The 25,236-nt window shown below is 39.8% G+C and carries 19 protein-coding genes; 18 read left to right on the top strand and 1 reads right to left on the bottom strand.

What is annotated here, in order from left to right:
• Nucleotides 1-231 precede the first annotated feature (231 nt).
• Both H0486_RS14950 and H0486_RS14945 read left to right on the top strand, forming a co-directional pair.
• Complete coding sequence (locus tag H0486_RS14950) at nucleotides 232-2,772, top strand: Ig-like domain-containing protein (protein ID WP_228353756.1); 2,541 nt, start codon at nucleotides 232-234, stop codon at nucleotides 2,770-2,772.
• Nucleotides 2,773-2,875: 103 nt separating this feature from the next.
• On the top strand, nucleotides 2,876-3,265 hold the full coding sequence (locus H0486_RS14945) for a bacteriohemerythrin (protein ID WP_228353755.1): 390 nt from the start codon (nucleotides 2,876-2,878) through the stop codon (nucleotides 3,263-3,265).
• A gap of 311 nt (nucleotides 3,266-3,576) precedes the next feature.
• On the opposite strand, the gene H0486_RS14940 is transcribed toward H0486_RS14945, so the two are convergent.
• Entirely contained in the window at nucleotides 3,577-4,815 is a 1,239-nt protein-coding gene (locus tag H0486_RS14940) for a [Fe-Fe] hydrogenase large subunit C-terminal domain-containing protein (RefSeq protein WP_228353754.1), read from the bottom strand.
• 306 nt (nucleotides 4,816-5,121) lie between these two features.
• Between H0486_RS14940 and H0486_RS14935 the strand changes: the two genes are divergently transcribed.
• From H0486_RS14935 to radA, 16 genes are all read left to right on the top strand, one after another.
• A complete protein-coding gene (locus H0486_RS14935; protein WP_228353753.1) occupies nucleotides 5,122-5,607 on the top strand; it encodes a VanZ family protein in 486 nt (161 codons plus the stop codon).
• A gap of 2 nt (nucleotides 5,608-5,609) precedes the next feature.
• A complete protein-coding gene (locus tag H0486_RS14930) occupies nucleotides 5,610-5,939 on the top strand; it encodes a DUF6142 family protein (protein ID WP_228353752.1) in 330 nt (109 codons plus the stop codon).
• Between the two features lie 35 nt (nucleotides 5,940-5,974).
• On the top strand, nucleotides 5,975-8,050 hold the full coding sequence (locus H0486_RS14925; RefSeq protein ID WP_228353751.1) for an aminopeptidase: 2,076 nt from the start codon (nucleotides 5,975-5,977) through the stop codon (nucleotides 8,048-8,050).
• A 66-nt stretch (nucleotides 8,051-8,116) separates the two neighbouring features.
• On the top strand, nucleotides 8,117-8,833 hold the full coding sequence (locus H0486_RS14920; RefSeq protein ID WP_228353750.1) for an ABC transporter ATP-binding protein: 717 nt from the start codon (nucleotides 8,117-8,119) through the stop codon (nucleotides 8,831-8,833).
• 62 nt (nucleotides 8,834-8,895) lie between these two features.
• Nucleotides 8,896-10,473, top strand: coding sequence for an ABC transporter permease (locus tag H0486_RS14915; RefSeq protein ID WP_228353749.1), 1,578 nt, complete (start codon nucleotides 8,896-8,898; stop codon nucleotides 10,471-10,473).
• 297 nt (nucleotides 10,474-10,770) lie between these two features.
• Nucleotides 10,771-11,796 carry a phosphoribosylformylglycinamidine cyclo-ligase gene (gene purM, locus H0486_RS14910; RefSeq protein ID WP_267023997.1) on the top strand — a complete coding sequence of 342 codons (1,026 nt, stop codon included), beginning with the start codon at nucleotides 10,771-10,773 and terminating at the stop codon, nucleotides 11,794-11,796.
• Nucleotides 11,790-12,416 (top strand): phosphoribosylglycinamide formyltransferase, encoded by a 627-nt coding sequence (purN, locus tag H0486_RS14905; RefSeq protein WP_228353748.1) that lies wholly within the window; start codon nucleotides 11,790-11,792, stop codon nucleotides 12,414-12,416. Before purM ends, purN begins: the two co-directional genes overlap by 7 nt.
• A gap of 79 nt (nucleotides 12,417-12,495) precedes the next feature.
• A complete protein-coding gene (purD, locus tag H0486_RS14900) occupies nucleotides 12,496-13,767 on the top strand; it encodes a phosphoribosylamine--glycine ligase (protein WP_228353747.1) in 1,272 nt (423 codons plus the stop codon).
• Between the two features lie 704 nt (nucleotides 13,768-14,471).
• Nucleotides 14,472-17,162: an SH3 domain-containing protein gene (locus H0486_RS14895; protein WP_228353746.1), complete on the top strand. Its 2,691-nt coding sequence runs from the start codon at nucleotides 14,472-14,474 to the stop codon at nucleotides 17,160-17,162.
• A gap of 229 nt (nucleotides 17,163-17,391) precedes the next feature.
• Entirely contained in the window at nucleotides 17,392-18,639 is a 1,248-nt protein-coding gene (locus H0486_RS14890) for a cadherin-like beta sandwich domain-containing protein (RefSeq protein WP_228353745.1), read from the top strand.
• An 82-nt stretch (nucleotides 18,640-18,721) separates the two neighbouring features.
• The gene (locus H0486_RS14885) at nucleotides 18,722-19,096 is read left to right on the top strand and encodes a GntR family transcriptional regulator (RefSeq protein WP_228353744.1); all 375 of its coding nucleotides are present in this window, start codon (nucleotides 18,722-18,724) and stop codon (nucleotides 19,094-19,096) included.
• 4 nt (nucleotides 19,097-19,100) lie between these two features.
• Nucleotides 19,101-19,649, top strand: a complete 549-nt coding sequence (locus H0486_RS14880; RefSeq protein ID WP_228353743.1) for a UvrB/UvrC motif-containing protein — start codon at nucleotides 19,101-19,103, stop codon at nucleotides 19,647-19,649.
• Nucleotides 19,642-20,676 (top strand): protein arginine kinase, encoded by a 1,035-nt coding sequence (locus H0486_RS14875; protein ID WP_228353742.1) that lies wholly within the window; start codon nucleotides 19,642-19,644, stop codon nucleotides 20,674-20,676. Before H0486_RS14880 ends, H0486_RS14875 begins: the two co-directional genes overlap by 8 nt.
• Nucleotides 20,677-20,800: 124 nt before the next feature.
• Nucleotides 20,801-23,248 carry an ATP-dependent Clp protease ATP-binding subunit gene (locus H0486_RS14870; protein WP_323163573.1) on the top strand — a complete coding sequence of 816 codons (2,448 nt, stop codon included), beginning with the start codon at nucleotides 20,801-20,803 and terminating at the stop codon, nucleotides 23,246-23,248.
• 190 nt (nucleotides 23,249-23,438) lie between these two features.
• On the top strand, nucleotides 23,439-23,852 hold the full coding sequence (locus H0486_RS14865; RefSeq protein WP_228353740.1) for an endosialidase: 414 nt from the start codon (nucleotides 23,439-23,441) through the stop codon (nucleotides 23,850-23,852).
• A gap of 1 nt (nucleotide 23,853) precedes the next feature.
• A complete protein-coding gene (gene radA / locus H0486_RS14860) occupies nucleotides 23,854-25,215 on the top strand; it encodes a DNA repair protein RadA (RefSeq protein WP_228353739.1) in 1,362 nt (453 codons plus the stop codon).
• The last annotated feature ends 21 nt before the right edge of the window (nucleotides 25,216-25,236 follow it).

Raw genomic sequence — 25,236 nt, 5'->3', positions numbered from 1 at the left:
AATCATACTTTTTGACACCAGAATTATACCAAGAAATTCTATGTAAGAAAATATTAATCAAATCGACAAGATTTTGACAAGAATTACTGGTTATGATACTATATATAGTGGAGAAATGAAATGAAATGGATGCAAGTAATTACAGGCTGATTTTGGAAGTATAGGTACATGAGGGATTGGCTACAAAGAAACATAGGGAAAGAAACTTGAAGAACGATAGGAGGAAGTGGAATGAAGAAAACTATAGGAAGGAAGGTAGTTCTGATTTTGGTAATGGTGTTATCACTACCATTTTTTCTGAATCAGAATTTAGCCATCACAAGCGCAGCGACAACACCGTCATTTAACAAGACCAAGGTGTCCTTAGCTGGTAAGGGTAAAACATATCAGCTTACTGTGAAGGATCAAGTAGCAAAGAGTACATACAAGTGGTCTACCTCCAATGCAAAAGTTGCAAAGGTCTCAAGCAAGGGTCTTGTTACTGCAGTTGATAAAGGTACTGCCAAAATAAAATGTAAGATTACATATCCGAATAAGAAGACAAAGACGTTAACTTGTACCGTTACCGTTACCATACCTTCTGAGCAGATTAAAATTGCAAATGCTGTGGAAGTCAATGGAGCCCATAAGCTTACAGTGGGACAATCCTTTGATTTTCAGTGTGAAATCCTCCCTGCTAACACATCGGATGTAGCATACTGGTCCATTGGTGGTGGAGATGAATCCTGTATCCGTATTGATGACGCGAATGAGGGTAAGGTTACCGCTCTCAAGGAGGGTAAAGTAATTCTGTTAGCTACGGGTGTAAAAAAGGCAACAGCTGCAAATGCAGCAACAAGCTATGTACGTGATGCCATTATTATCGAGGTGACAGGTCAGACTGCAACGGTAAGAAGTGCAGAATTCACGGGCTCTACCGAAATTAAAGTTGTATTTGACAGTCCTGTTAACAGGGATACAGTTATTACCTCGAATAATAAACTCTCCGATAATATCACTATTCTGATGAAGAAGGATAGCAAAGGTGTTATGGCATCGGATCCCGGAGCGTTAACAGCCAGTCTGTCAGCAGATGGTCAGACATTAACGATTACGTCAACCAATCGTTTTAACGGTCAATATGGTATAACATTTAGTAATAAAATTATCACAACAGCAGGTGTCGCATTACAGGAATATACCAAGCTGATTACCTATACAGACAATGTTCCTCCTACCATATTAGGAGTTGATATGGATGATAGTGGTATGGTTGCCACCATCCGTTTCAGTGAAGCTGTAGATATAACTAATTTACAGGTACCGAGTGTTACATTGGTACAGGGTAGTACCTCAACCACGGATCCTGTTACCATGAATACACTTCAGAATAAATACAACTATATTTTAAGTCAGGATAAAAAATCTATGACCATTGACCTGTCGAAAATCTCATCCCTTGATTATGGTAAGAAGTATTCTGTTACCTTTGCAGGAATTAAGGATTTGGCAGGAAATGCACCTGCCAGTTATACATTGACTACGGTATTATATACGGATACTTCTGTGAAATCCCAGGCAGTACCGATTTCTTTAATCCGCAGTGGTCATAAAACACTAACAGCAACCTTTACCAGATCCATCAGTTATGGTGGTATTGCGATACTGGACAATGGCTCCGTGCTTACCGGTACAGTGGACAGTACGAATAATCGAAAGGTTATCTACACTTTAAATGACTCTGATGTAACTCTAAGTGGAACCAGAGTAGTTACACTAAGCAACTGGGATAGCTATAATGTTAATCCTAATGATAATACGGCAGCAAACGGAAGAAAGTTCAATGTGGATTTTACAATAGAAAAGACAAGTCCGGTCTTTGGATATGAATATGATCCGGCAACGAATATCCTGACATTGAATTTCAATGAGGATGTGAAGCTATTGGCATCAAGCGGTGTATTTTCATCATCAATCAAGACCGCTACGGATGATATTATTAATGCCACCAATGTAACATATACCAGAATAGCAGATCTGAATGATCCTCGTGTAGTCAAGCTGCAGTTAGGTAATATGAATTTGGCAGGAAGCTATACCATTACAATTGATCAGGGCTTTGCAGTGGATAACTTTGATAACCCGTCATTGGCAAGAACCATCCAACTCAGCAATACCAATGGTGGTTCTAAGGAGCTTCCGGGACCTTACTCCGTAACTCAATCACAGTCAAACTTAAGCCAGATTTATCTGGAATTTGCCAACAAATTGGATTTGGCTTCTGCACAGAATGTTGCTAACTATACCATACCAGGTGTGAATATAGTATCCGCACAGGTTACAAAGAACTCGACGGATGGTGCAACCGTAGTATTAACTGTGGGAGATATTGATGTTACCGTAGAAAGACCAATAAAGATTTCTGGCGTATTAGGATATAACGGAAGCTATTCGGCGATTTCTGGATTTGAAAAGGTTATTCCGTTAAAGGATAATAAAAAGCCTACATTCATTAGTAGTACCTTTGATACTGCATCAAGGAATGTGATACGTTTGAACTTTAATGAGCAAATTCAAGGAAGCTTAAAAGTAAAGGTTACTCAGGTTAGCGGTGGTTCATCCATCGAAATTCCGAACAATGTAACGGTTTCGGGTAGCTGTGCTTCAGTTAACCTGGATTTTACACCGGAAAAAGGTTCGTTCCTAAGAATCGAAGTTGTAACAAACAATCTGACAGACATGAATGGGAATGCAGCGGTACTATCAACAACAGGTGTTGTAGCTAATTATTAATATTTTAATAAATATTATGTAATACTAGAGCAAAGGTGCTCTCAGAACCCCCGCCATATTTTAGGAGTTTTGAGAGCACTATTAATAAAAGGAGGTATGTGCAATGTACGTATTTAAAGATGAGTTTCGAACAGGGATTACACAAATTGATGAGGAACATGCAAAGTTATTCGAAATAGCAGACAAGGCATATGAGACATTAATGGATGAATTTATTCCGGATAAGTATGATTATATTGTAGAAATCATTAATGAGCTGAAAGAGTATGCAGAAACACATTTTAGACATGAAGAAGAATATATGATTAGTATACAGTACAAAAGGCTGTTCTCACAAAAGGCTGAACATAATGATTTTATTGAAAAAATCTCGGCCTATGACCTAAGCGATGTGGATGAGAATCAAAAGGACACCATACTGGAGTTATTAGATTTCTTAAATGACTGGTTGATTCATCATATCTTAGGTAGCGATAAGCTGATAGGACAATAAAAATATCGCCATAATAAAGAAGGGGCGAATGTAATGTATCAGGAGTGATTAAACTTACCTCACACACAGACGGAAGTAACATATTACTAATTTTGTATGTCTCATTCGGATAAGCATATTCTCATGAGATATACAAAATACAGCAATAATGTTCTTCCGACAGTGCATTATGGTAAGTTATAATCGCTCCTGACATGTTGTACATTCACCCCTTCTTAGTTTACGAGAAGATAAAGTGAAGTATAAATAATGCGATGATATGTTAATACGGATTTGCATGTGACAACCGCTATAAACAGCGTATTGCGTTTTTATTCAAAGGTCCGTGTAAAGATATCACTTTTTTCTAAAAGGCTTTCTACGGTATCGAGTCCAAGACGATGTAAGAGTTCGATTACATAAGGATTGTCGATTGGAGTCTCAAACGGAGCATCGTTACCATATTCCTCAACATGCTCCCTGCCGATCTCGTGGGGAATTAAGACTCTTGGACCACCTACACATCCGCCTACGCATCCCATTCCTTCAAAGAAATTGGCAGTTGTATTACCCGATATCAAATCGTTAATCATTGCTTTGCAGGCAGGAACACCATCTGCTTGCTGTGTCTTAATTGAGATTTTACGGTTAGGATTTAATCGTTCCAGTGTAGTTCGAACTGCTTCACTGACACCACCGGTATGAGCATAGATTCTACCGGCACGGGAAGAGTGATCCTTTTCGCTTTCCTCCATTTCGGCAGGATTGATTTCCATAACCTCAAAGATATCCTGGATCTCCTGAAAGGTTAGAACATAATCAACGGCATCCTTGATATCCTTTTCTTTTGCTTCTGCCTTCTTAGCCAAACATGGTCCGATAAAGATCGTGAGAGCATCTGGATGCATCGTTTTTACAGCCCTTCCACTGGCAATCATAGGTGATACAGCCGGTGGGACATGAGGAACTAATTCTTTATATATTTTTCTTATCATGGCAATCCACATTGGACAGCAGCAGGAGGTTAACTGGTAATCACTTTCGGTCTTAATATTCTCATCAAATTCCAGAGCTTCTTTTAATGTCAATATATCCGCAAATAAAGCCACTTCAATCATTCCATCAAATCCGATACGCTTTAGAGCGGAACGTAACTTTCCAGGTGTCACTTCGTTGCTGAACTGTCCCAGAAAGGCGGGTGCTACTAAGGCATACACAAGACCTTTATGGGAACGGATTGCCTGCAACGCTGCAATGACATCCTTGCTACTGGTTATGTTCTTTGCACGACATTCCTGAATACAGATAGAACATCCAGCACATTGCTCCTCATCCACAATCATTTCTCCGGCTTCACCCGGATGTACTGCATGGAAGGGACAGACCTTAACACAATTCGGATCATCACAGGTACAATCCCCTATACGCCAAACCAAGGGATGCTTCTCCGGATGGAGCAGACAATCGAGCTGATGAGTATCATACAACTCTAGCTTGTCCAAGAAATTCATATCCTTTTCTTTTAAGGTTCTAACCAGAACCTCATAATATAATTCTTCAAATGACTTCATAAGTATCACCGGTAACCTTTCTCTTAATAACGATGTTAATATATAGTTTATTGTACACTAAATATAGATATTATTCCATCTTGTAATCTTGTGAATTTCATTTCACTGTTTATCAGGCTTTTGGTATCTAAATCATTCTGAGAGTATTATTTACATCAATCCCTTTATTATGCTTTACTGGGATATGGATTTGATTTATAATATGGTAAATGAAATGTTAAGAATTTGACAGAACAGTCACCTAATGAATGAATATTTCGAGTTGTTAGGGTTAACCTTATAAGAAAATAGATATGGAGAGAAACATTGAAAGTACAAGCAAAAAATAGTTGGAGGAGAGCCGGATGGCTTTTGTTTTATTTATATATCATAATGCTGGCTTATTTTCTGTTCTTCAGCGAGCACTATGGAAGAGACTATATTCTTGAGGATTATCGATACAATCTGGAATTTCTTAAGGAAATCAAGCGATTTATCAGATATCGTGAATTACTTGGATTGGAAACCTTTATTGTAAATATCATGGGAAATATACTTGCCTTTGCACCATTTGGTTTCCTGCTGCCATTATTAAATACAAAATACCGTCACTTTTTTTACATTATGTTTTTAAGCTTATTATTCAGCCTGACCGTAGAACTCATGCAGTTGTTTTTAAAGGTTGGGATTTTTGATGTTGACGACCTTTTGTTAAATACCATTGGAGGGGTTTTGGGATATCTGTTTTTTGCCATATGCAATGCAGTGATTAACGGCATAGGTAGAAAGAAAAAGAAGAAAAGGAGAAGTTAAGTATGAGATTCAAGCGTAGTAAGGAAATGATTCATTTTTCCGGTAGAAGAAATACAAAAATGGGAATCATCTCGATGATCATCGGAATAGTTGTATTGATTGGATTTCTTACGATAAGTATGATTTCTGGACTGGCAGGTGGGAAGGGTGGAATGCTTCTCGGAATAATTGGCATCTTGTTATTTGCACTTGCTGTATTAGGATTTATACTCTCCTATAAGTCTTTTAAAAAGAAAGATATCTTTTATCGCTTTCCAATGATAGGAGCTGTAATCAATGGAATTATGACAATTGTTTTGCTGGTTATATATATTATGGGTTTTGCAGTCTGATGATACAATCCTTTATTACATAAATGGAGGTAGACATGAATTATACACAGTTATATGGAGAAGACAATGATTTGATTAGGGAACGTTATGAACTTGCAATGGAGCGAATTGCCTCCATTGAACAGGAGAGGACTGTAAATGAAAAGTACCTGCCTTATTTTCAAAAAACAGCAGCATTTATCCTGCTAGTTAAGTCCGTGGTAGAATTTGCTCAGGAGAATCGTCTGAGCAAAATGACCATAGAGGAGCTCAGGGCATTAAATACAGCACTATACAACGATATTACTGGAGATAATTATGCTGCCAGCTACGCTAATCCGGCTTATGCCAGGGAACTTTTCGGAGAAAAGTATGGGAAGCTTCTATCCTTTTTATCAGCAGAGTTGAGGCAAGTTATTATTTATGCTTACGAGTGCCGATTATACGAACTGACTGTTTTTCTGGAGCTATTTATAGAAGTATACAATTATTTTGAAGAAGAAGATGAATTTACCTATAAGGATGTTAAGAGAGCGATTTACTATTTTATGAGTGACTATTGTGAGGTACTCATGAACGCCAGAGTGAGGGAGCTTGTGGACCATGAGTTATCCTTTGCAACAGATATCATTATGGAATCGGATTTGAATGACCTTCGATATCTTTACCGCTTTGGAGACTATATTACTGACAATGAAGTCAGGACGGCAGAGTACCTTAATTCTCTGCCGGAAGAGCAGGTAAAAGCTATGGCAGATACCTATACAGAGGGATATCGACTTGGATTTATCGCTAACCGTCTGGATATTACGAAAAAGAAATATGTTAATATCCGTTATCAGCTGGGTTTTGAACGTATGGTGCGTTATGCAGTACAGAACTTCCGGGCGCTAGGACTGGAACCGGTTATCTACCGGGCACCTTATAATGCCATAAATAAACTACAGCATATGAAGGTTGGATATCATGCTACAAGTCCCAATCGCCAGTATGATTATGATCATCGGTTTGATATCGGACTGTTTCTGGATAAAGCTTTAAAAGTGAGAAAGCTGGAATGTCTTAAACAGGCATTGGAGGAATATAAACAAAAGGCAGGTCTCTATGCAGGGCCTGCAGTCATAGAGGTGTTTGGAGAAGAACTCTTTGCACCGGAAGATAAGAGAGAAGCTATTAAGCTGGATAAAAGGCAGCAGAAATTATATGTAGAATATTATCGTGAGGATAACTTGTTAAAACAAGAATATATGAAACTGGATGAAACATCCTTTACGATAATCTCCTACCCGGTTCCTCAGATTGGAGAGGATTTTGAGGAGATATTTGCCGAGACGGTTAAGGTTAATACACTGGATAGTGAGGAATATCGTAATATTCAGCAGAAGATCATTGATGTATTGGATCAGGGGGAATACGTACGTGTTCTGGGTGCCGGAAGAAATTATACGGATATCAAGGTTATGCTGTTTCCCATCAGTGATCCGGATAAGGAAACGATATTTGAAAACTGCGTAGCGGATGTAAACATTCCCGTGGGAGAGGTATTCACCTCTCCAGTGCTGAAAGGAACCCAAGGTGTTCTGCATGTTCCTAAGGTTTACTTAAATGATCTGGAATATCGCGAATTGGAGCTGATCTTTGAAGACGGCAGAATAGTGGAGTATAATTGCGGGAACTTTAATGAAGCCGCCAAAAATAAAAGCTTTATTAAAGAGAATCTTTTATTCAACCATGAGTCTCTTCCATTGGGTGAATTTGCTATTGGAACTAATACAACTGCATACAGAATGGGAAAGAAATATAATATAGCACCCAGACTTCCTATATTGATTGCGGAGAAAACAGGACCTCATTTTGCCATTGGAGATACCTGTTATAAGTTAAGCGAAGAGATTAAGGTGTATAATCCTGATGGTAAAGAGATCGTAGCCAGGGATAATGAAATATCTATTCTGCGTAAGGAGGATATGGCTAAGGCGTATTTTAACTGTCATACGGATATTACATTACCATATGATGAATTAAAAGAAATAGCGGTATATAAAAAGGACGGTACTAAGATTACGATAATACAGGATGGAAGGTTTGTTCTGGAAGGCACTGAGACGTTAAATAAAGCATTGGACGAGTAATGGCCAGTAAATTTTCTTGCTATCAAAAAAAAAGGAGTTATAAGATGGAAGGAGGTCGCATCTGCGTTGCTTAAGATTACGAATTTCTCAAAAAGCTATAAAAGTGATAAGAAAGCGGTAGACGGATTAAACCTGGAGGTCAAGAGTGGGGATATCTTTGGATTTATCGGCCACAATGGTGCAGGTAAAACAACTACGATACGTGCAATTGCAGGAGTTCTGGATTTTGAAGAGGGAGAAATTACAGTGGACGGAGTTTCCATTCGGAAGGATCCCGTGACCTGTAAGAAAAAGATGGCGTATATTCCGGATAATCCCGATTTATATGAGCACCTTACGGGAATTGGTTATTTGAATTTCATTGGGGACATATACGAAGTGAAGAAATTTGACCGGGAAACCCTAATTGAGAAATATAGTGATGCTTTCGAACTAACCTCCAATCTGGGTGATACGATCTCCTCTTATTCCCATGGTATGAAGCAAAAGCTGGCTATCATTGCGGCTTTGATACATAGACCGATGCTTTTGATTTTGGATGAGCCCTTTGTAGGACTTGATCCAAAGGCTGCATTTACATTAAAATCCATCATGTCAGAAATGTGCAAGAATGGCAGTGCCATATTTTTCTCCACCCATGTCCTAGAGGTAGCTGAAAAGCTATGTAATAAAATTGCCATTATCAAGGGAGGAAAGCTCATTTCTGTTGGAACCACAGCCGAGGTTAAGGGCAACCACAGCTTGGAGGATGTATTTCTGGAGCTGATAGACGTACAGAATTAGTACAGGCTCTGTTAACGCCTATGTGACTTATATTGTACGATGTTCGGAAAGGTTGGATTAATATGAAAAAGGTGATGCGTCTTGTATCGGTACAGCTTTGGGCACTGTTGGGTGATATGTTATCCATCAGTAATAAGCAGAAAAAGAGGCCTAGGCTATTATGTATCGTATTGTTGCTGTTTCTAGCATTATTGGGCTTTGTTTCCTTTGCATACAGCTTCGCAATCGGAAGCGGATTACAGCTGTTTCACAGTCTGGAGCTGCTTCCAGCAATCATGATGACAGCTACCAGTCTGGTAGCTCTATTTACTACGATGTTGAAAATAAAAGGGACAGTTTTTGGCTTTCGAGACTATGATATGGTGATGTCACTTCCTGTTAGTACTGCTGGAATTGTGGCAAGCCGCCTTTTATTACTGTATTCCGTTAACTTAATATTTACCATTGTAATTATGTTGCCAATGATGGTTGCATTTGGTATTCTTGCAAAGCCTGGAGCTATGTTCTATCTTTTGGGATTCGTCATGTTGTTATTTATTCCGATGCTTCCAATTGTTATTGCATCTGTATTCGGGACGGTGATTGCCTATATAACGACAAAATTCCGTCACTCGAATTTTTTTAGCATCCTGTTTTCCTTACTGCTTTTCATCGCTATTATAGTATCTCCTATTCTACTTGGTAACGAGGGTGAGAAGCTGGTTGATATCAGCAGGGAAATGACGAATAAAGTAGATCGATTATATCCTTTGGTCAGGCTGTACAGAAGTGCCATGATTGAATATGATATTACAGCCTTTGCTTTGTTTTTGCTGATTTCTCTATTCGCGTTTTTGATTTACAGCATAATCGTTAAATATATCTTTAAACGAGTGAATACCTTGATTATGACAGGCAAATACAGGAGTAATTACAGATTGGGTGAATTAAAGACCTATTCTCCCTTTAAAGCCTTATTTATTAAGGAATTAAAACGATATTTCTCCTCTACGTTATATGTTCTGAATACTGGATTCGGTATGGTGATTTTGACACTCGGAGCAATTGCAATGGGTTTTGTTGATATTGAGAAGATCATCGACGTCTCACAGATGGGTATGCCTGTTGGGGAATTTGTTCCAGTGTTTATCCTCTTTTGTATTATGATGAGTAGCACCTCAATGGCGTCAATATCACTGGAAGGAAGTAATCTATGGATAGTGAAATCCATTCCGGTATCACCTATTACGATTTATCATTCAAAAATTGCGGTGAATCTAACGATCCTGGCACCTGCTGTTGTGGATACCATCATTATAGGCCTGCTGCTAAAATTAAAATGGACTTTAATCCTGATCATGCTCCTGGTAACAATTGTGAGTTCCATTTTTATAGCGTTATATGGTTTGCTTATGAATTTGCTCTTACCTAATTTCAAATGGAATAATGAGGCGAATGTGGTGAAGCAAAGCGCGGCTTCTCTAGTTGTTGTATTTTCAGGAATGGCCGTTGTTGGTATTCTGGCAGTATTATTAATGATATTTCAATCATTTACATTGACTTATATCATCTATTCAGTAATTATGGCATCGGCGGATGCATTCCTGTACTGGCTCATCCATACCTATGGCACCAGACGGTTCTATTATTTACAATATTGATAGGAAGATGTGGGCAGTATCGTAAAACAGGTACTATTTTTGGAATTTCAAAAATAGACGAATGGTTTTACGGCATCTGTCCACATTTTCCTATGAAACAGGTACAGGTATATTAGACTCTATTATTTGAATAATCCATGCTTATATATGAGCTTCTATATATTAGAGCGTCTAATAAATTGTATAAGAAATAATCCGTCAAAAAATGAGGACAAACAGTATGGAATATGCTAAAATGTGAGCAGAAATGGAACCAAATACAGCGAAAGCTAATATGTCCTAATGGGAGGTATATCAATGGATTATAAGAAGGCAGGAGTCGATATTGAAGCCGGATATAAAGCAGTGGACCTGATGAAGCAGCATATTAAGGGGACCATGCGAAAGGAAGTATTATCCGATATTGGTGGATTTTCTGGAGCATTTTCACTGGGAAGCTTTAAGAATATGGAGCAACCCACTTTGGTATCAGGTACGGACGGAGTTGGTACTAAGCTCAAGATAGCATTTCTTTTAGATAAACATGATACGATTGGTATAGACTGTGTGGCAATGTGTGTGAATGATATTGCCTGTGCTGGAGCTGAGCCGTTGTTCTTCCTGGATTATATTGCTTGTGGCAAGAACCAGCCAGAGAAAATCGCCACCATAGTAAAAGGGGTAGCAGAGGGCTGTAAGCAGGCAAATGCAGCTTTAATCGGTGGTGAGACAGCAGAAATGCCCGGCTTTTATCCCGTTGATGAATATGATTTGGCAGGCTTTGCTGTTGGTATTATAGATCAGAAGGACTTAATCACAGGTGTTAATCTAAAGCAGGGTGATACCCTCATTGGAATCGCATCCTCAGGAATTCACAGTAATGGATATTCCTTGGTACGTAAGGTGTTCCGTATGCAGAGAGACGCTTTGGATACCTATTATGAGGTTCTTGGTAAGACATTGGGTGAGACATTGCTTACCCCTACGAAAATATATGTAAAGGCATTGCAGGAATTGAAAAAGGGCAATGTTACAGTGAAGGCATGCAGCCATATTACCGGTGGAGGTTTCTATGAGAACATTCCGAGAATGTTACCGGAAGGCATTCATGCAATGATAAAGAAGGATAGCTATGAGGTTCCTCCGATTTTCGGAATGTTACAAAAGGACGGAGAGATCGAAGAACAGATAATGTACAATACCTATAATATGGGAATTGGTATGATAGTTGGTGTGGACAGCAAGGATGCGGATAAAGCAGTTAAGCTCATTGAAGCTGCCGGTGAGAAAGCATTCATTGTGGGTGAAGCAGTGCGCGGTACGAAGGGAGTAAGCTTATGTTAAAGCTAGCTGTTCTTGTATCTGGCGGAGGTACGAATCTCCAGGCTCTGATTGATCAGATCGAGCAAAAAAAGTTAACCGATGTTAAAATTGAGGTCGTCATTAGCAATAAAAAGGATGTATATGCGCTGGAACGGGCTAAACAGCACGGTATTCCTACGGAGACTGTAATTAAGAAGGATTATGAGAATCAGACACAGTTTGAAGATGATTTATTAGCACGCTTAAACCGCTATCAGGTGGATTTGATTGTATTAGCAGGATGTCTGATGATTCTTCCGGAGATTATTATCCGCAATTACAGAAATCGCATCATCAATATCCATCCGTCATTAATCCCCTCCTTCTGTGGAGCGGGTTTCTATGGACTGAAGGTTCATGAAGCAGTATTAGCCCGTGGTGTTAAAGTTACGGGTGCTACTGTACATTTTGTGGATGAAGGCTGTGATACCGGACCAATCATTCTACAAAAGGCTGTAATGGTGGAGGAGGACGACACACCTGAGATCCTGCAGCGCAGAGTGATGGAACAGGCTGAGTGGCTGATACTTCCGGAAGCAGTACGACTCATAGCCCAGAACAGAATTAAAGTTGAGAATAATATCGTAAAAATAATAAATTAAAGAGTGAAAACTGAAATGATTGAAAATATGTAATAGATGATAGGAAACAGACGGTGAAAAGCTTAAGAGGGAGGGCGTAATGAAAGTATTAGTTATTGGCAGTGGCGGTAGAGAGCATGCAATTGCGAAAAAGGTATCCATGAGCCCGAAGGTGAGCAAGCTCTACTGTGCACCGGGAAACGCAGGAATATCAGAGTGTGCAGAATGTGTAGATATTCCAGTACATGATTTTGAAGGCTTAGCTAATTTTGCGGCAAAGGAAGGAATTGATCTGACGATTGTGGGACCGGATGATCCACTGGTAGCAGGTGTGGTAGATGTATTTGAAAATCGTGGTCTTCGTGTGTTCGGACCCAGGAAAAATGCTGCAATTATTGAAGGATCAAAGGCATTTTCTAAGGATTTGATGAAGAAATATCATATTCCTTCAGCTGCTTATGAGACCTTCGAGGATTCCAAAAAGGCAATTGAATATCTGAAAACCAGTAAATATCCGATTGTATTAAAGGCTGATGGACTTGCCCTTGGAAAAGGGGTATTAATCTGCAATAACTATGACGAAGCGGTACAGGGCGTGAAGCAGATTATGGAGGACAAGCTATTCGGTTCCTCCGGAGATCGTATGGTTATTGAAGAGTTTATGACAGGAAGGGAAGTCTCCGTACTGGCATTCTGTGATGGAACAAATATATTACCAATGACAAGTGCTCAGGATCATAAGAGGGCAAAAGATAATGATCAGGGATTAAATACTGGAGGGATGGGAACCTTCTCACCAAGCCCCTTCTATACCAAAGAGATTGATGAGTATTGTAGAAAGTATATTTATCAGCCGACTATGGATGCAATGAAGGCAGAAGGAAGAGATTTTATCGGAATTCTCTTTGTTGGTTTGATGCTTACAAAGGATGGTCCAAAGGTATTGGAATATAATGCACGTTTTGGAGATCCCGAGACGCAGGTAGTGCTTCCAAGAATGAAGAATGACATCATCGAAGTATTTGAAGCCTGCATCGATGGAAAGCTGGATCAGATTAAGCTGGAATTTGAGGATAACGCTGCAGTATGTGTAATACTGGCTTCTGACGGTTATCCGGAGCATTATGAAAAGGGATTTCCCATCAGGGGCTTACAAGCATTCCAGGGAAAAGACGATTACTTTGTATTTCATGCTGGCACCAAACAGGTGGGCAATGATATTGTAACCAATGGTGGCCGTGTACTTGGAGTCACTGCAACCGGCAGGGATCTGAAAGAGGCAAGAAAGAAAGCCTATGAGGCAACCGGTTGGATCGAATTTAAGAACAAATATATGCGCAATGATATCGGAAAAGCAATCGATGAGGCATAATTCTATGTAAACCGGACGGATATGTATAACCGGACGGATAAATGTGTCCATTTTGATAGGAAGATGTGGGCAGTACCGTAAAACAAGCACTATTTTCGGGAGTTCCTGCATGCGTCTATTACGTTTCGCTCCTCCCTGATAGGAACGTCGGTCGCTCGCGAAACGAACTAGCATGCAGAAACTCACACGAAAATAGGCTAATCATTTTACGGTATCTGCCCACACTTCCTATGAATGGACACATTTATCCTGCTTCTGGCTAGCTATAATTCGATTATCCATATTTTCTCTACGTTTGTCTGATATGCTTCATATGTTTCTGTATGCTCTTATGTCTTTATGATAATGCTTTTGGCATTTAAGTTACTGAGAACTCGAATTTTTTTTGTATTCATTCTTAAGTCTATTCTTATAGCTTCTTTTATAAATCCAGTTATGTTGATAATATTTATCAAGGTATTCTCTTTTTAATGTACATAAGTCATCGTTATAACACTAGGAATCTGCCTTCAGGTTATCCGCCATTTTATTACAAAATACAGGATAAAAAAGCAGCAAATGCCACATAAGTGCCATAGTTCCAATGTAAAATAAGGTAATAATTGTAGATTTAAACAGAGGGATTTTTAATGAAGACGAATCCCTTATACGAATGATAAAAACAACGAGCATAAATTCCTGTAAGGCAGAGTTTGGAGGTTAATATGAAGAACAGGTATTTTAAGCGATGGCTGGTTTTATTACTGATACTGGCGATTGTATTTCCTTTAGGTTTTAATAGTTACATAAACAATGCATATGCTGCTCGTACAGGAACAGTAAATGCATCATCTTTGAATGTCAGGCAGGAACCATCAACGACATCAGCAAAGGTTCAGCTGAGTGATGGTACCAATGTATTTTTAAAAAAGGGTGAAAAGGTAACGATCTTAGCAGAGAGTGGAGATTTCTATTATGTATCTCTTAAGTTCAACGGAAAGACCGTTAAAGGGTATGTTCATCAGGACTATATCGATGCACCGAAGCCCACTGCAACACCGAAGCCTACAGCAACTCCCAAGCCGACAAAGGCACCGAAGGCTACCACAACCCCGACCGTTACACCAAAGCCAGACAACCAGGCAGTGGAGATTAAGACGGAGCTTAAGCTAAAGGGAAGCATTACAGCATCCTCCCTGAATGTCAGAAGCGGTCCGGCGACCACTTATAGCAAGGTGGCAAGCCTGAGCAAAGGGAATGCGGTAACTGTAATCAATGAAGTTCAGGTTGAAGGAGAAGAATGGTACGGAATTTCCTTCAAAGTGAATGGTAAGACGAAAAAGGGTTTTGTAATGAGTTCCTATGTAAAGCTGTCCTATACTGAGGCAATTAAAAGTGATGTTTGCGTTAAGACGGTAAAAATCAGAAAGACAGCTTCTGACAAAGCAACTTATCTAAAGAATAAGGATGGTAATATAATCGTCCTGAAGAAAGAGCGTGGCCTCTGGCTGATTGATGAAGTCATGGTTGGAGGAGTGAAATGGTTTAAGGTTCAGTTTACCTTAAGTGGAACGAAATATACGGGTTATGTAACCTCTGATCAGGTTAAGCTAAGAGTGATGGTAACAGAACCAGCAGTGACACAGGCACCTACGCCAGCTGCAGAACCCACACCAACTGTAACACCGAAACCAACAGAGGGAGCCACTCCGACAGCGAAACCAAGTAAAGCACCAACACCAAAGCCAACGGCTGCTCCAACCTCGACACCTTCCACAACACCTGGACAATATTACGAGGTTGCAGGCAACATGGTATTAGATAAGGTAACACAGCCGGTAACCGGTTTTGTATGTAATACAATACAGCTTAACATTTATCGTAATATTCTGGTTTCATCCGAGTTGCTGTATGATAACAATGATCAGCCCATCCTACTATCCAATGGACAGGAAGTACTTGTTACAGGGGTGGTATCGGTCAATTCGAAACCTTATTATAATATATCGACTAATGCAGGAGTATATGGATATGTACAGGCAGAGTATATCTATATTGGCTCGCAGCTGCCAGCACCGGGCTCCAAGGCGCCTTCTCCAACTCCAACCCCTGTAGTTACCGGTACGGATAATGTGGATTTTGAAACAAAGCTTGCAATGGAAGGCTTTCCTGAAAGCTATAAAGTACTATTAAGACAACTACATAATATGTATCCCAATTGGGTATTCAAGGCTTATCATACTGGATTGGATTGGAATACCGTAATTACAGCAGAAAGCACACCGGGCAAGAACTTACTACCGAATTCGAAAGGCGTGGAATGGAAGTCCTTAGAGGCAGGTGCTTATAACTGGAAGACGGATACCTTCATCGTATTTGATGGATCGACCTGGGTAACCGCATCGAGAGCAGCAATTGAATATTATATGGATCCGAGAAACTTTTTGAACACCAATGGTATTTTCCAATTTGAGTTATTGCGTTATCAAAATGGATATCAGAATTTAAATGGTGTAGAGAATATACTAAAGGGTACGGCTCTCTACAAAACCTCATATTCCTATACGGATGATTTTGGAGCAACACAGTCCATTACCTATGGTGAAACCTTTATAAAGGCGGCGGAATATTCAGGAGTAAGCCCTTATCATCTGGCATCCCGTGTGAAACAGGAGGTTGTAACAGGCGCAACTACCTTGAGTAGTAGCGTATCCGGCACTTATCCGGGCTATGAAGGCTATTATAATTTCTATAATATCGGAGCTAATGATAGCGCAGGAGGAGGGGCGGTAGCAAATGGTCTGAAATATGCCAAGAACGGAAGTTCCAATGCAGTGAACAATTCATTATATATGATACCATGGACAAGCCCGTATCGCTCAATCGTAGGAGGTTCCTATTTCCTTGGCGGAAGTTATATCAACCGTGGTCAGGATACCATCTATTTACAAAAGTTCAATGTAACACCGATATCGACTTACTATCATCAATATATGACGAATGTAGAGGCGCCCTTTGCAGAGGCAAAGAAAATATTATCTGCATATAACGGTATGGCCGATTCTCCGATTGTTTTCTCTATTCCGGTATATTTGAATATGCCCTCTAGTCCGGTATCGGCACCAACAACGATGTTCAATCCGAATAATTGGTTAAAGAGCTTAAAAATTTATGATATGAGCGGACAGGAATTGGCTATTACACCTACCTTTAGCCAGACAGAACGAAATTACTATCTGATAGTTCCAAACAATACGGAGTACGTGAATATTCTGGCATCACCGGTTAGTAAGAAGGCATCCATAAGTGGAGGCGGACATACATTACTGAATGTCGGTATTAATCAGGTGGTTGTTCCGGTTATCGCTGAAAATGGTGATATAGCGAATTATACGATTAATATTGTAAGAGAATAATGAGCTGATGTAGGAACATAATATAACAGACTTAGAAAGCATATTAGATATGTAAGGGCTGTTGAAAAATATATCATAATTAGAAAAGATAACAGTTCTCCGTAGTACACTTTTGATAGTGAGGAGAACTGTTGCTTCTTTATAGACAAATTAACTTTGAATTATGGCGGCCCTATTACTATAATAATGAAAATATGAAAAGCTACCGTAAGAAAGCATGGAGGTTCGTATGAGAAAAAGCGTAATGAGATATTTGGGAATAGTACTTCTAATCCTGTTAGCAGGAGGCTTCGCTTCAACTAAGACCTGTAAAGCAGCAAGTGCAGAAGTAGAATTGACAGCGGATACGACGGATATCAACGTAGGAGACAGTGTGTTTGTTTATATTAACATCAAATCGGACGAGCTCTTTACTGATTTTGAAGCATATTTGTCTTATGATTCAGACATTTTAGAGTATCAAAGTGGTGCCAATATAATTACGGGAAGTAGCGGGTTTTTGAAAATATCTGATATGGGATATATGGAAGGAACCAATACCAGGAAATATACATTAAAATTTGAAGCCTTGAAGGCGGGTACCAGTAAAATTGCCTTCAGTGATCGTGTCGTTGTGTATGATTACGAAACAGGGTTGGAGATGTCAGTATCCAGTAATGTTCTGACACTTGAGGTGAAGGCCCAGGAGACGGCTTCCACGAACGCGAATTTAAAATCATTAAAAATTCTGCCATCTGAATTGGAGCCAGCGTTTGATACCAATATTTTTGAGTATAATGTTAAGGTAGACTACGAGATTGAAACATTAATCATTAATGCACTTCCAGAGGATCCAAAAGCAACCGTTTCAATTTCCGGTAATGATTCGCTGAAAGAAGGAGAAAATAAAATTAGGATTACTGTATTAGCGGAATCAGGAGCTGTCATAGAATATACTATCAATGTATTTCGAGAGTATGCTCCGAAGGAGGTGACTCCGACAGAAGCTCCAATTCTTACACCTGAAACTGAGCATGGAATATTTGAATTAGCAAAAATAGATTCAGAAATCTATGCAATCTACAGTGGAAGATACAAGCTTGTGGAACCAGCTAGTGATGTGATGATCCCGGAGGGATATATTAAGACAAAATTAATAATATCCGATATATCAATCACAGCTTATTCGCCGAAGAATGATATGGAAAGTGATTTCCTATTACTCTATGCAGAAAATGAATTTGGAGAATCAGGCTTTTATAAATACGATAGATTGGAAAAGACATTACAACGGTATGTTCCGGAGAATGCCAAAGAAATACAGGCTCCTACAGAGGATCTTACAAATGATATTATGAAATCAGAGGAGTACCGTAGCAATATTAATAAAGCAGCTGTGGTAATTGCTATCCTATCGGTTTTATGCGCTTTGATGGTAGTTGTCATGATTGTGATGTTCTTAAAGCTAAAGGGATATAAAGAGGATGATCTGGATTAGTACTTGACAAATTGCTATGGTCTGTTATACTAAATGTATAACAAATATAACGACGATAGTAGTATAACGAGGTGTATCTTTCATGTATGTAGAAATTGATTTTAATAGTGATGAAGCAATCTATATGCAACTCACCAATCAAATCATATACGGCATTGCTACTTCCCAGCTCCAGGAGGGTGAAAATCTTCCTTCTGTGAGAGAATTGGCAGAGAATATTGGAATTAATATGCATACCGTGAATAAAGCATATGCCATTCTAAAGCAGGAAGGTTACCTTAAGCTGGATCGTAGGAAAGGTGCTGTGATTGCAATTGATATGAATAAATTGAAGGCCATGGAAGAGTTAAGAGAAGACTTACGAGTGATACTGGCAAAGGCTTTCTGTAAGAATATTAGCTGCGAGGAGGCACACGCAATCGTTAATGATATCTTTAACGAATTTGAAAGGGGGTAATACAATGCTATGTGACAGATGCAAAAAGAGAGATGCGAAAATACTATATACCGAGATTATTAACGGATTAAAGAAGGAACAGCATCTTTGCGAGGAATGTGCTACGGATTACACATCCTTTCAAATGGAAAAGCCATTAATGAGCAGTGAAATGACATTGGGTGATTTGCTTTCGACTTTATTGGAGAATTACGCAATGGCAGATCAGAAAAAAGCCGGAGCCGCATACCCATCCGTTACCTGTAGTAATTGTGGAACCACATTTGAGGAGTTTATACAGAAGGGCCGCTTTGGCTGCGCACAATGCTATCGTAGCTTTAACGGTCAATTAGGAAAGACATTAAAGGGAATACAAGGTGCTGAAGTTCACACTGGTAAGAGACCGAAGGGATTTGTACCTAAGAATGCACCACGTGTCAGCATGGATATACCAGAATCAGAGAGACTTTCTATATTACTTCAAGAAGCGATTGAGAAGGAAGAGTTTGAAGAGGCAGCAAGATTAAGAGATTTAATCAAAGAGATGAAGAAGGAGGAGACGAAGAATGCTTAAGTGGTATGAGCAAATAGCTGCAGACAGCGACGTCGTAATCTCCAGTCGTATCAGACTTGCTCGAAATCTTGACACTTATCCCTTTTCAGAACGAATTACGGAGGAACAGGCTGTCGCCTTAGTAAATGAGGTAAAGGGAATTACCGATGCCCTGTCCGAGGCGAATAATCGTAAGTTTTATGCCTGCAATATCAGTACCTTGAGTGACATCGATAAAACGGCCATGGTCGAGCGACATATTGTAAGCCCCTTATTAGCAGAGAAGAAGCAAACTACCGGACTGATCATGTCCGAGGATGAAACCATCAGTATCATGATTAATGAAGAGGATCATGTCCGCATTCAGGCAATCATTGGTGGTATGAATCTGGAACAGGCTTATGAAGAAGCAGACCGCGTGGATGACATAGCATATGAAAAACTGCATTTTGCATACGATGAAAAGTATGGCTATCTTACCTCCTGTCCAACAAATGCAGGAACAGGAATAAGAGCATCCTGTATGGTATTCTTGCCAGCGTTAAGTGCCGGTAAAATGATACAAAAGCTAATTGAGGAAGTTGGTAAATATGGTGTTACTGTTCGTGGCATCTATGGAGAAGGTACCAAGAGCCTGGGCAGCATATACCAGATTTCCAATCAAAAGACACTGGGTAATTCGGAGAGTGAAATAATAGAAAACCTGAAACGCGTTGTCCTACAGGTGGTAAAGCAAGAAAGAAAACGAAGAGAATATATGATGTCAGTTAACTCGGATGAATTAGAGGATCAGGTATTCCGATCCTATGGTATTCTGAAATACGCAAGACAGATATCCTCAGATGATGCCATGACCTTGCTTTCCCAATTAAAATTTGGTATGGATTGTGGTTTAATCAAATTCGACAGAACGTTTAATATTCATAAGCTGATGATGGGTGTTCAGCCGGGAAGTCTACAGTGGACTTTGGGTAAGAATGTAGGAAGTACCACAAGAGATCAATCAAGAGCTGAATATATCAGAAAAGAATTACCGACAATTATATAAAGTATTTGTAATCTGAGGTCAATATCGGCTAATTTATTATTTCCTGCGATATCGTTATTAAGCTGTCATTGTACCATATAAGACACACAGAGTACTCACGGTTAGAATGGAGGAACAAACTATGATGTATGATAGATTTACGGAGAATGCGAAGAATGCTATTAACTTAGCGAAGGAAGTCGCATACCGCCTTTCCCATAATTACATTGGAACCGAGCATTTACTTATTGGCCTTATGGAAGTAGAAGGGGTAGCGTCAAAGGTGTTAGAAGAAAATGGCGTTACAGTAGAAAAAATATTGGAGCTTGTAAATCAACTGATTGCACCTAACAATGGTGTAGAAATGATGGATGGAGGAAGCTTTACCCCAAGGTCCAAACGAATTCTGGATCAGAGCTATAAGGAAGCAGCAAAATTTAAAGCACCACTGGCAGGCACGGAGCATATCCTGATTGCATTAATCAAAGAATCGGATTGTATTGCAGTTCGTTTACTTAATACATTGGGTGTAAATGTGCAGAAGGTGTATATTGATATATTAACTGCATCCGGTGTGGATGTGGGAGCTGCAAAGAATGAGTATTCCTCTGGCAAAGGAAAGGCAAAAGGAAGAACCTCTTCCACACCTACCCTGGATCAGTTCAGTCGTGATCTGACTGAGTATGCAAGGGAAGGCAAGCTGGATCCTGTAATAGGAAGAGAAAATGAAATTCAAAGAGTGGTTCAGATTCTGAGCCGTAGAACAAAGAATAACCCCTGTCTCGTCGGAGAACCGGGTGTTGGTAAGACTGCAATTGCAGAAGGACTGGCATTGAAAATCGTGGAAGGAAATATACCGGATACGATTAAAGAAAAAAGAGTGGTTACCTTGGACTTGTCCGGTATGGTAGCAGGTAGTAAGTATCGTGGAGAGTTTGAAGAGAGAATTAAGAAAGTGATTAGTGAAGTAATCGGTGATGGTAATGTATTATTATTTATCGATGAAATTCATACTATCATTGGTGCCGGAGGTGCAGAAGGTGCCATTGACGCATCAAACATCTTAAAGCCTTCTCTTGCACGTGGAGAATTGCAGATTATCGGTGCTACCACCCGAGAAGAATATAGAAAATACATCGAAAAGGATGCTGCCCTGGAAAGAAGATTCCAACCAGTTGTTGTTGAGGAACCTTCAGAGGATGAGGCAATCCAGATTTTATTCGGTTTACGTGATAAATATGAAGCACATCATCAGGTTCGGATTACGGACAATGCCATCGAGGCAGCAGTTAAATTATCCAGCCGCTATATTAATGACCGTTATCTTCCTGATAAGGCAATTGACCTGATGGATGAAGCTGCATCCAAGGTTCGCTTAAGTACTTATACCTCATCTCCTCAGATCAAGGATTTGGAACAGGAGATCAAGAGATTAGAGAGTGAAAAGGAAAAAGCGATCAAAGAAGAGGCATACGAAAAGGCTGGAGAGATAAAGAAACAACAGGAAGCGGCTCAGGAGCAGTTGGAAAAGCAGAAGCTTCTGGAGGATAAGCAAAAGCAAGAGAAGCAGCTTGTTGTTAGTGATAATGAAATTGCAGAGATTGTCGCAAGCTGGACGAAAATTCCAGTGAAGAAGCTAGCGGAAGAGGAAACAGAACGTTTACAAAACCTCGAAAATATACTACATCAGAGAGTGGTTGGTCAGGATGAAGCAGTTGCAGCAGTGGCAAAGGCAATTCGTCGAGGCAGAGTTGGATTAAAGGATCCCAATCGTCCCATTGGTTCCTTCCTGTTCCTTGGTCCAACCGGTGTTGGTAAGACGGAGCTGTCAAAAGCGCTTGCAGAGGCGATGTTCGGCAGTGAGAACTCCATCATTCGTGTTGATATGTCTGAATATATGGAGAAGCATAGTGTTAGTAAGCTGATTGGTTCACCTCCGGGATATGTGGGTTATGATGAGGGTGGCCAGTTAAGTGAAAAGGTACGTCAGAATCCTTATTCCGTTATATTATTTGATGAGATTGAAAAAGCACACCCGGATGTATTTAATATCCTCCTGCAGGTACTGGATGATGGCCATATCACCGATGCTCAGGGAAGAAGGGTTAGCTTTAAGAATACTATTATTATCATGACCTCCAATGCAGGCGCTCAGAATATCGTTTCACCGAAGCGTCTGGGATTTGCAACGGTAATTGATGAGAAGGAAGACTATAAGAGAATGAAGGATGGTGTAATGGATGAGGTGAAGAAAATCTTCAAACCAGAATTCATTAACCGTATTGATGAAATTATTGTATTCCACTCATTGACCAAGGAGGATATTAAGAGTATTGTAGGAATCATGATCGCTACCATCGCTAAGAGAAGTAAGACACAGATGAATATTGCTTTGGAAACCAGTCAGGAGGTAATTGATCATCTGGCTGAAGTAGGATTTGATGCGAAATACGGTGCTAGACCGTTAAGACGTGCTATTCAAACCAACATAGAAGATAAATTAGCAGAGGCAATATTAGCTGGTGGTATTAAAGAGGGAGATACCGTTCGAGTAGAGTACCTTGATAACGAAATGGTGATACAAGCTAAATAAGAGTTACAGTTCTGCTTTCGTTTTGTGACATATCCGGACAAAGGTGAACTGTGACGATAAATTAGAGAATAATAATTTTCTTTGATAGAAAATAGTGGAAATAACTTGAAATATCGTATATAATAAAAGAAAATGTTCCATTAAAATATCTGTCAAGATGACATATAAATACAATTAGGAGGATCATATAATGGCAGTAGTGGAAGAGTTAATACGCAAAGAAAGCAATGGGACAATAAGCTTTGGTAATTACAAATTGAGTTCAAAGTCGAAAGTATCTGATTTTGAATATCAAGGCGACCTGTATAAGGTTAAAACCTTTCAGGAGATTACAAAGCTTGAGAAAAACGGTATGTTTGTCTATGAGTCGGTACCAGGTACTACGGTATTTCATCTAGACAGTAAGGATGACGTATTAAGCTTTGAGGTTACAGGGAATGATACGGCACAGATTACATTAGAACTGGAGCCGGAAAAAGAATATGAGATTTATAACAATGATGATCTTCTAGGTAGAATGAAGACTAATTTAGGAGGCAAGCTTGTATTTAGCCTTGAGTTAGGGGAAGATACGAAGGAAAAGATAAAGGTGGTTAAGCTGTAAAATGGCAAAAAGCAAGACTGTGTTTTTCTGTAAAGAATGTGGCTATGAATCAGCGAAGTGGTTAGGTCAGTGTCCGGGATGTAAGGAATGGGATACCTTTACTGAAGAACCGGTCATAAAGAAGAGCAGTAAACCAGCAGGTGTCAGGCAATTTCGTGAACCTGAATTAATCTCCAACATTAAGACAGAAGCAGAGATCAGGCTTACTTCAGGAATGGAGGAACTGGATCGTGTACTGGGTGGAGGAATTGTTCAGGGGAGCTTGGTTTTAGTTGGAGGCGATCCTGGTATCGGTAAGTCGACACTTTTGTTGCAGATGTGCCGAGAAATTGTACTTCGCAATAAAAAAGTATTATATATATCAGGAGAAGAATCCTTAAGCCAGATAAAAATGAGAGCAGAAAGGCTCGGCGTAATAAACGGCGAGCTGTTGCTCCTTTGTGAAACAGATCTAGATCTGATAGATGATGTAATAAGTAAATGTCGGCCGGATATCGTGGTCATTGACTCAATACAGACGATGTTTCGGGAAGACGTAACTGCAGCTCCAGGTAGTGTAAGTCAGGTACGGGAGGCGACAGGAGCTTTGATGCGTATTGCAAAAGGCTCCGGAATAACAATATTTATCATTGGACATGTAACGAAAGAGGGGGTTGTAGCAGGACCCAGAGTTTTGGAGCATATGGTAGATACCGTGCTGTATTTTGAAGGCGATAATTATGCAGCTTACCGGGTGCTTCGTGCTGTAAAGAACCGTTTTGGATCCACCAATGAAATTGGTGTATTCGAGATGCAGAACTCAGGTCTGGTAGAGGTGAAAAACCCCTCGGAATTCATGTTGAAAGGCAGACCGGAGGGAGAGCCTGGTTCTATTGTGGCAGCATCCATGGAGGGCTCTAGACCAATTCTAGTGGAGGTTCAGGCTTTGGTTTGCCGGACAAACTTCAATATGCCGAGAAGAACTGCAGCTGGTACAGATTATAACCGAGTCAATCTGTTGATGGCAGTATTGGAGAAGCGAGAAGGAATTCAGATGTCAGACTGTGACGCTTATGTTAACGTAGCAGGCGGAATGAGAATCACAGAACCTGCTTTGGATTTGGCTATTGTAACTGCTCTATTATCAAGCAGTAAGAATATAGCTTTGGATAATAAAACGGTTCTGTTTGGTGAGGTGGGACTAACAGGTGAAATCAGAGCAGTAAATATGGCGGAGCAAAGGGTAGCAGAAGCAGCCAAAATGGGCTTTGAAATATGTATTTTACCACAAGCGAATAAAGACCATATAAAAAAGGCTGGAATAAAGTTAATAGGTGTCAAAAACATACAGGAAGTACTAGGCATATTGATGAACCGTAGATAAATGCAATATTGTTATATCATT

Origin of the sequence: Variimorphobacter saccharofermentans (assembly GCF_014174405.1) — a bacterium.
Taxonomy (GTDB): Bacteria; Bacillota; Clostridia; order Lachnospirales; family Lachnospiraceae; genus Mobilitalea; species Mobilitalea saccharofermentans.
The sequence above is the reverse complement of the archived record's forward strand: the minus strand, read 5'-3'. Positions and strand labels throughout refer to the sequence as shown.

Coding starts and splice junctions, on each gene's coding strand:
- H0486_RS14950 (WP_228353756.1), top strand. CDS start 232: ATGAAGAAAACTATAGGAAGGAAGGTAGTTCTGATTTTGGTAATGGTG.
- H0486_RS14945 (WP_228353755.1), top strand. CDS start 2,876: ATGTACGTATTTAAAGATGAGTTTCGAACAGGGATTACACAAATTGAT.
- H0486_RS14940 (WP_228353754.1), bottom strand. CDS start 4,815: ATGAAGTCATTTGAAGAATTATATTATGAGGTTCTGGTTAGAACCTTA.
- H0486_RS14930 (WP_228353752.1), top strand. CDS start 5,610: ATGAGATTCAAGCGTAGTAAGGAAATGATTCATTTTTCCGGTAGAAGA.
- H0486_RS14925 (WP_228353751.1), top strand. CDS start 5,975: ATGAATTATACACAGTTATATGGAGAAGACAATGATTTGATTAGGGAA.
- H0486_RS14915 (WP_228353749.1), top strand. CDS start 8,896: ATGAAAAAGGTGATGCGTCTTGTATCGGTACAGCTTTGGGCACTGTTG.
- purM (WP_267023997.1), top strand. CDS start 10,771: ATGGATTATAAGAAGGCAGGAGTCGATATTGAAGCCGGATATAAAGCA.
- purN (WP_228353748.1), top strand. CDS start 11,790: ATGTTAAAGCTAGCTGTTCTTGTATCTGGCGGAGGTACGAATCTCCAG.
- purD (WP_228353747.1), top strand. CDS start 12,496: ATGAAAGTATTAGTTATTGGCAGTGGCGGTAGAGAGCATGCAATTGCG.
- H0486_RS14895 (WP_228353746.1), top strand. CDS start 14,472: ATGAAGAACAGGTATTTTAAGCGATGGCTGGTTTTATTACTGATACTG.
- H0486_RS14890 (WP_228353745.1), top strand. CDS start 17,392: ATGAGAAAAAGCGTAATGAGATATTTGGGAATAGTACTTCTAATCCTG.
- H0486_RS14885 (WP_228353744.1), top strand. CDS start 18,722: ATGTATGTAGAAATTGATTTTAATAGTGATGAAGCAATCTATATGCAA.
- H0486_RS14880 (WP_228353743.1), top strand. CDS start 19,101: ATGCTATGTGACAGATGCAAAAAGAGAGATGCGAAAATACTATATACC.
- H0486_RS14875 (WP_228353742.1), top strand. CDS start 19,642: ATGCTTAAGTGGTATGAGCAAATAGCTGCAGACAGCGACGTCGTAATC.
- H0486_RS14870 (WP_323163573.1), top strand. CDS start 20,801: ATGTATGATAGATTTACGGAGAATGCGAAGAATGCTATTAACTTAGCG.
- H0486_RS14865 (WP_228353740.1), top strand. CDS start 23,439: ATGGCAGTAGTGGAAGAGTTAATACGCAAAGAAAGCAATGGGACAATA.
- radA (WP_228353739.1), top strand. CDS start 23,854: ATGGCAAAAAGCAAGACTGTGTTTTTCTGTAAAGAATGTGGCTATGAA.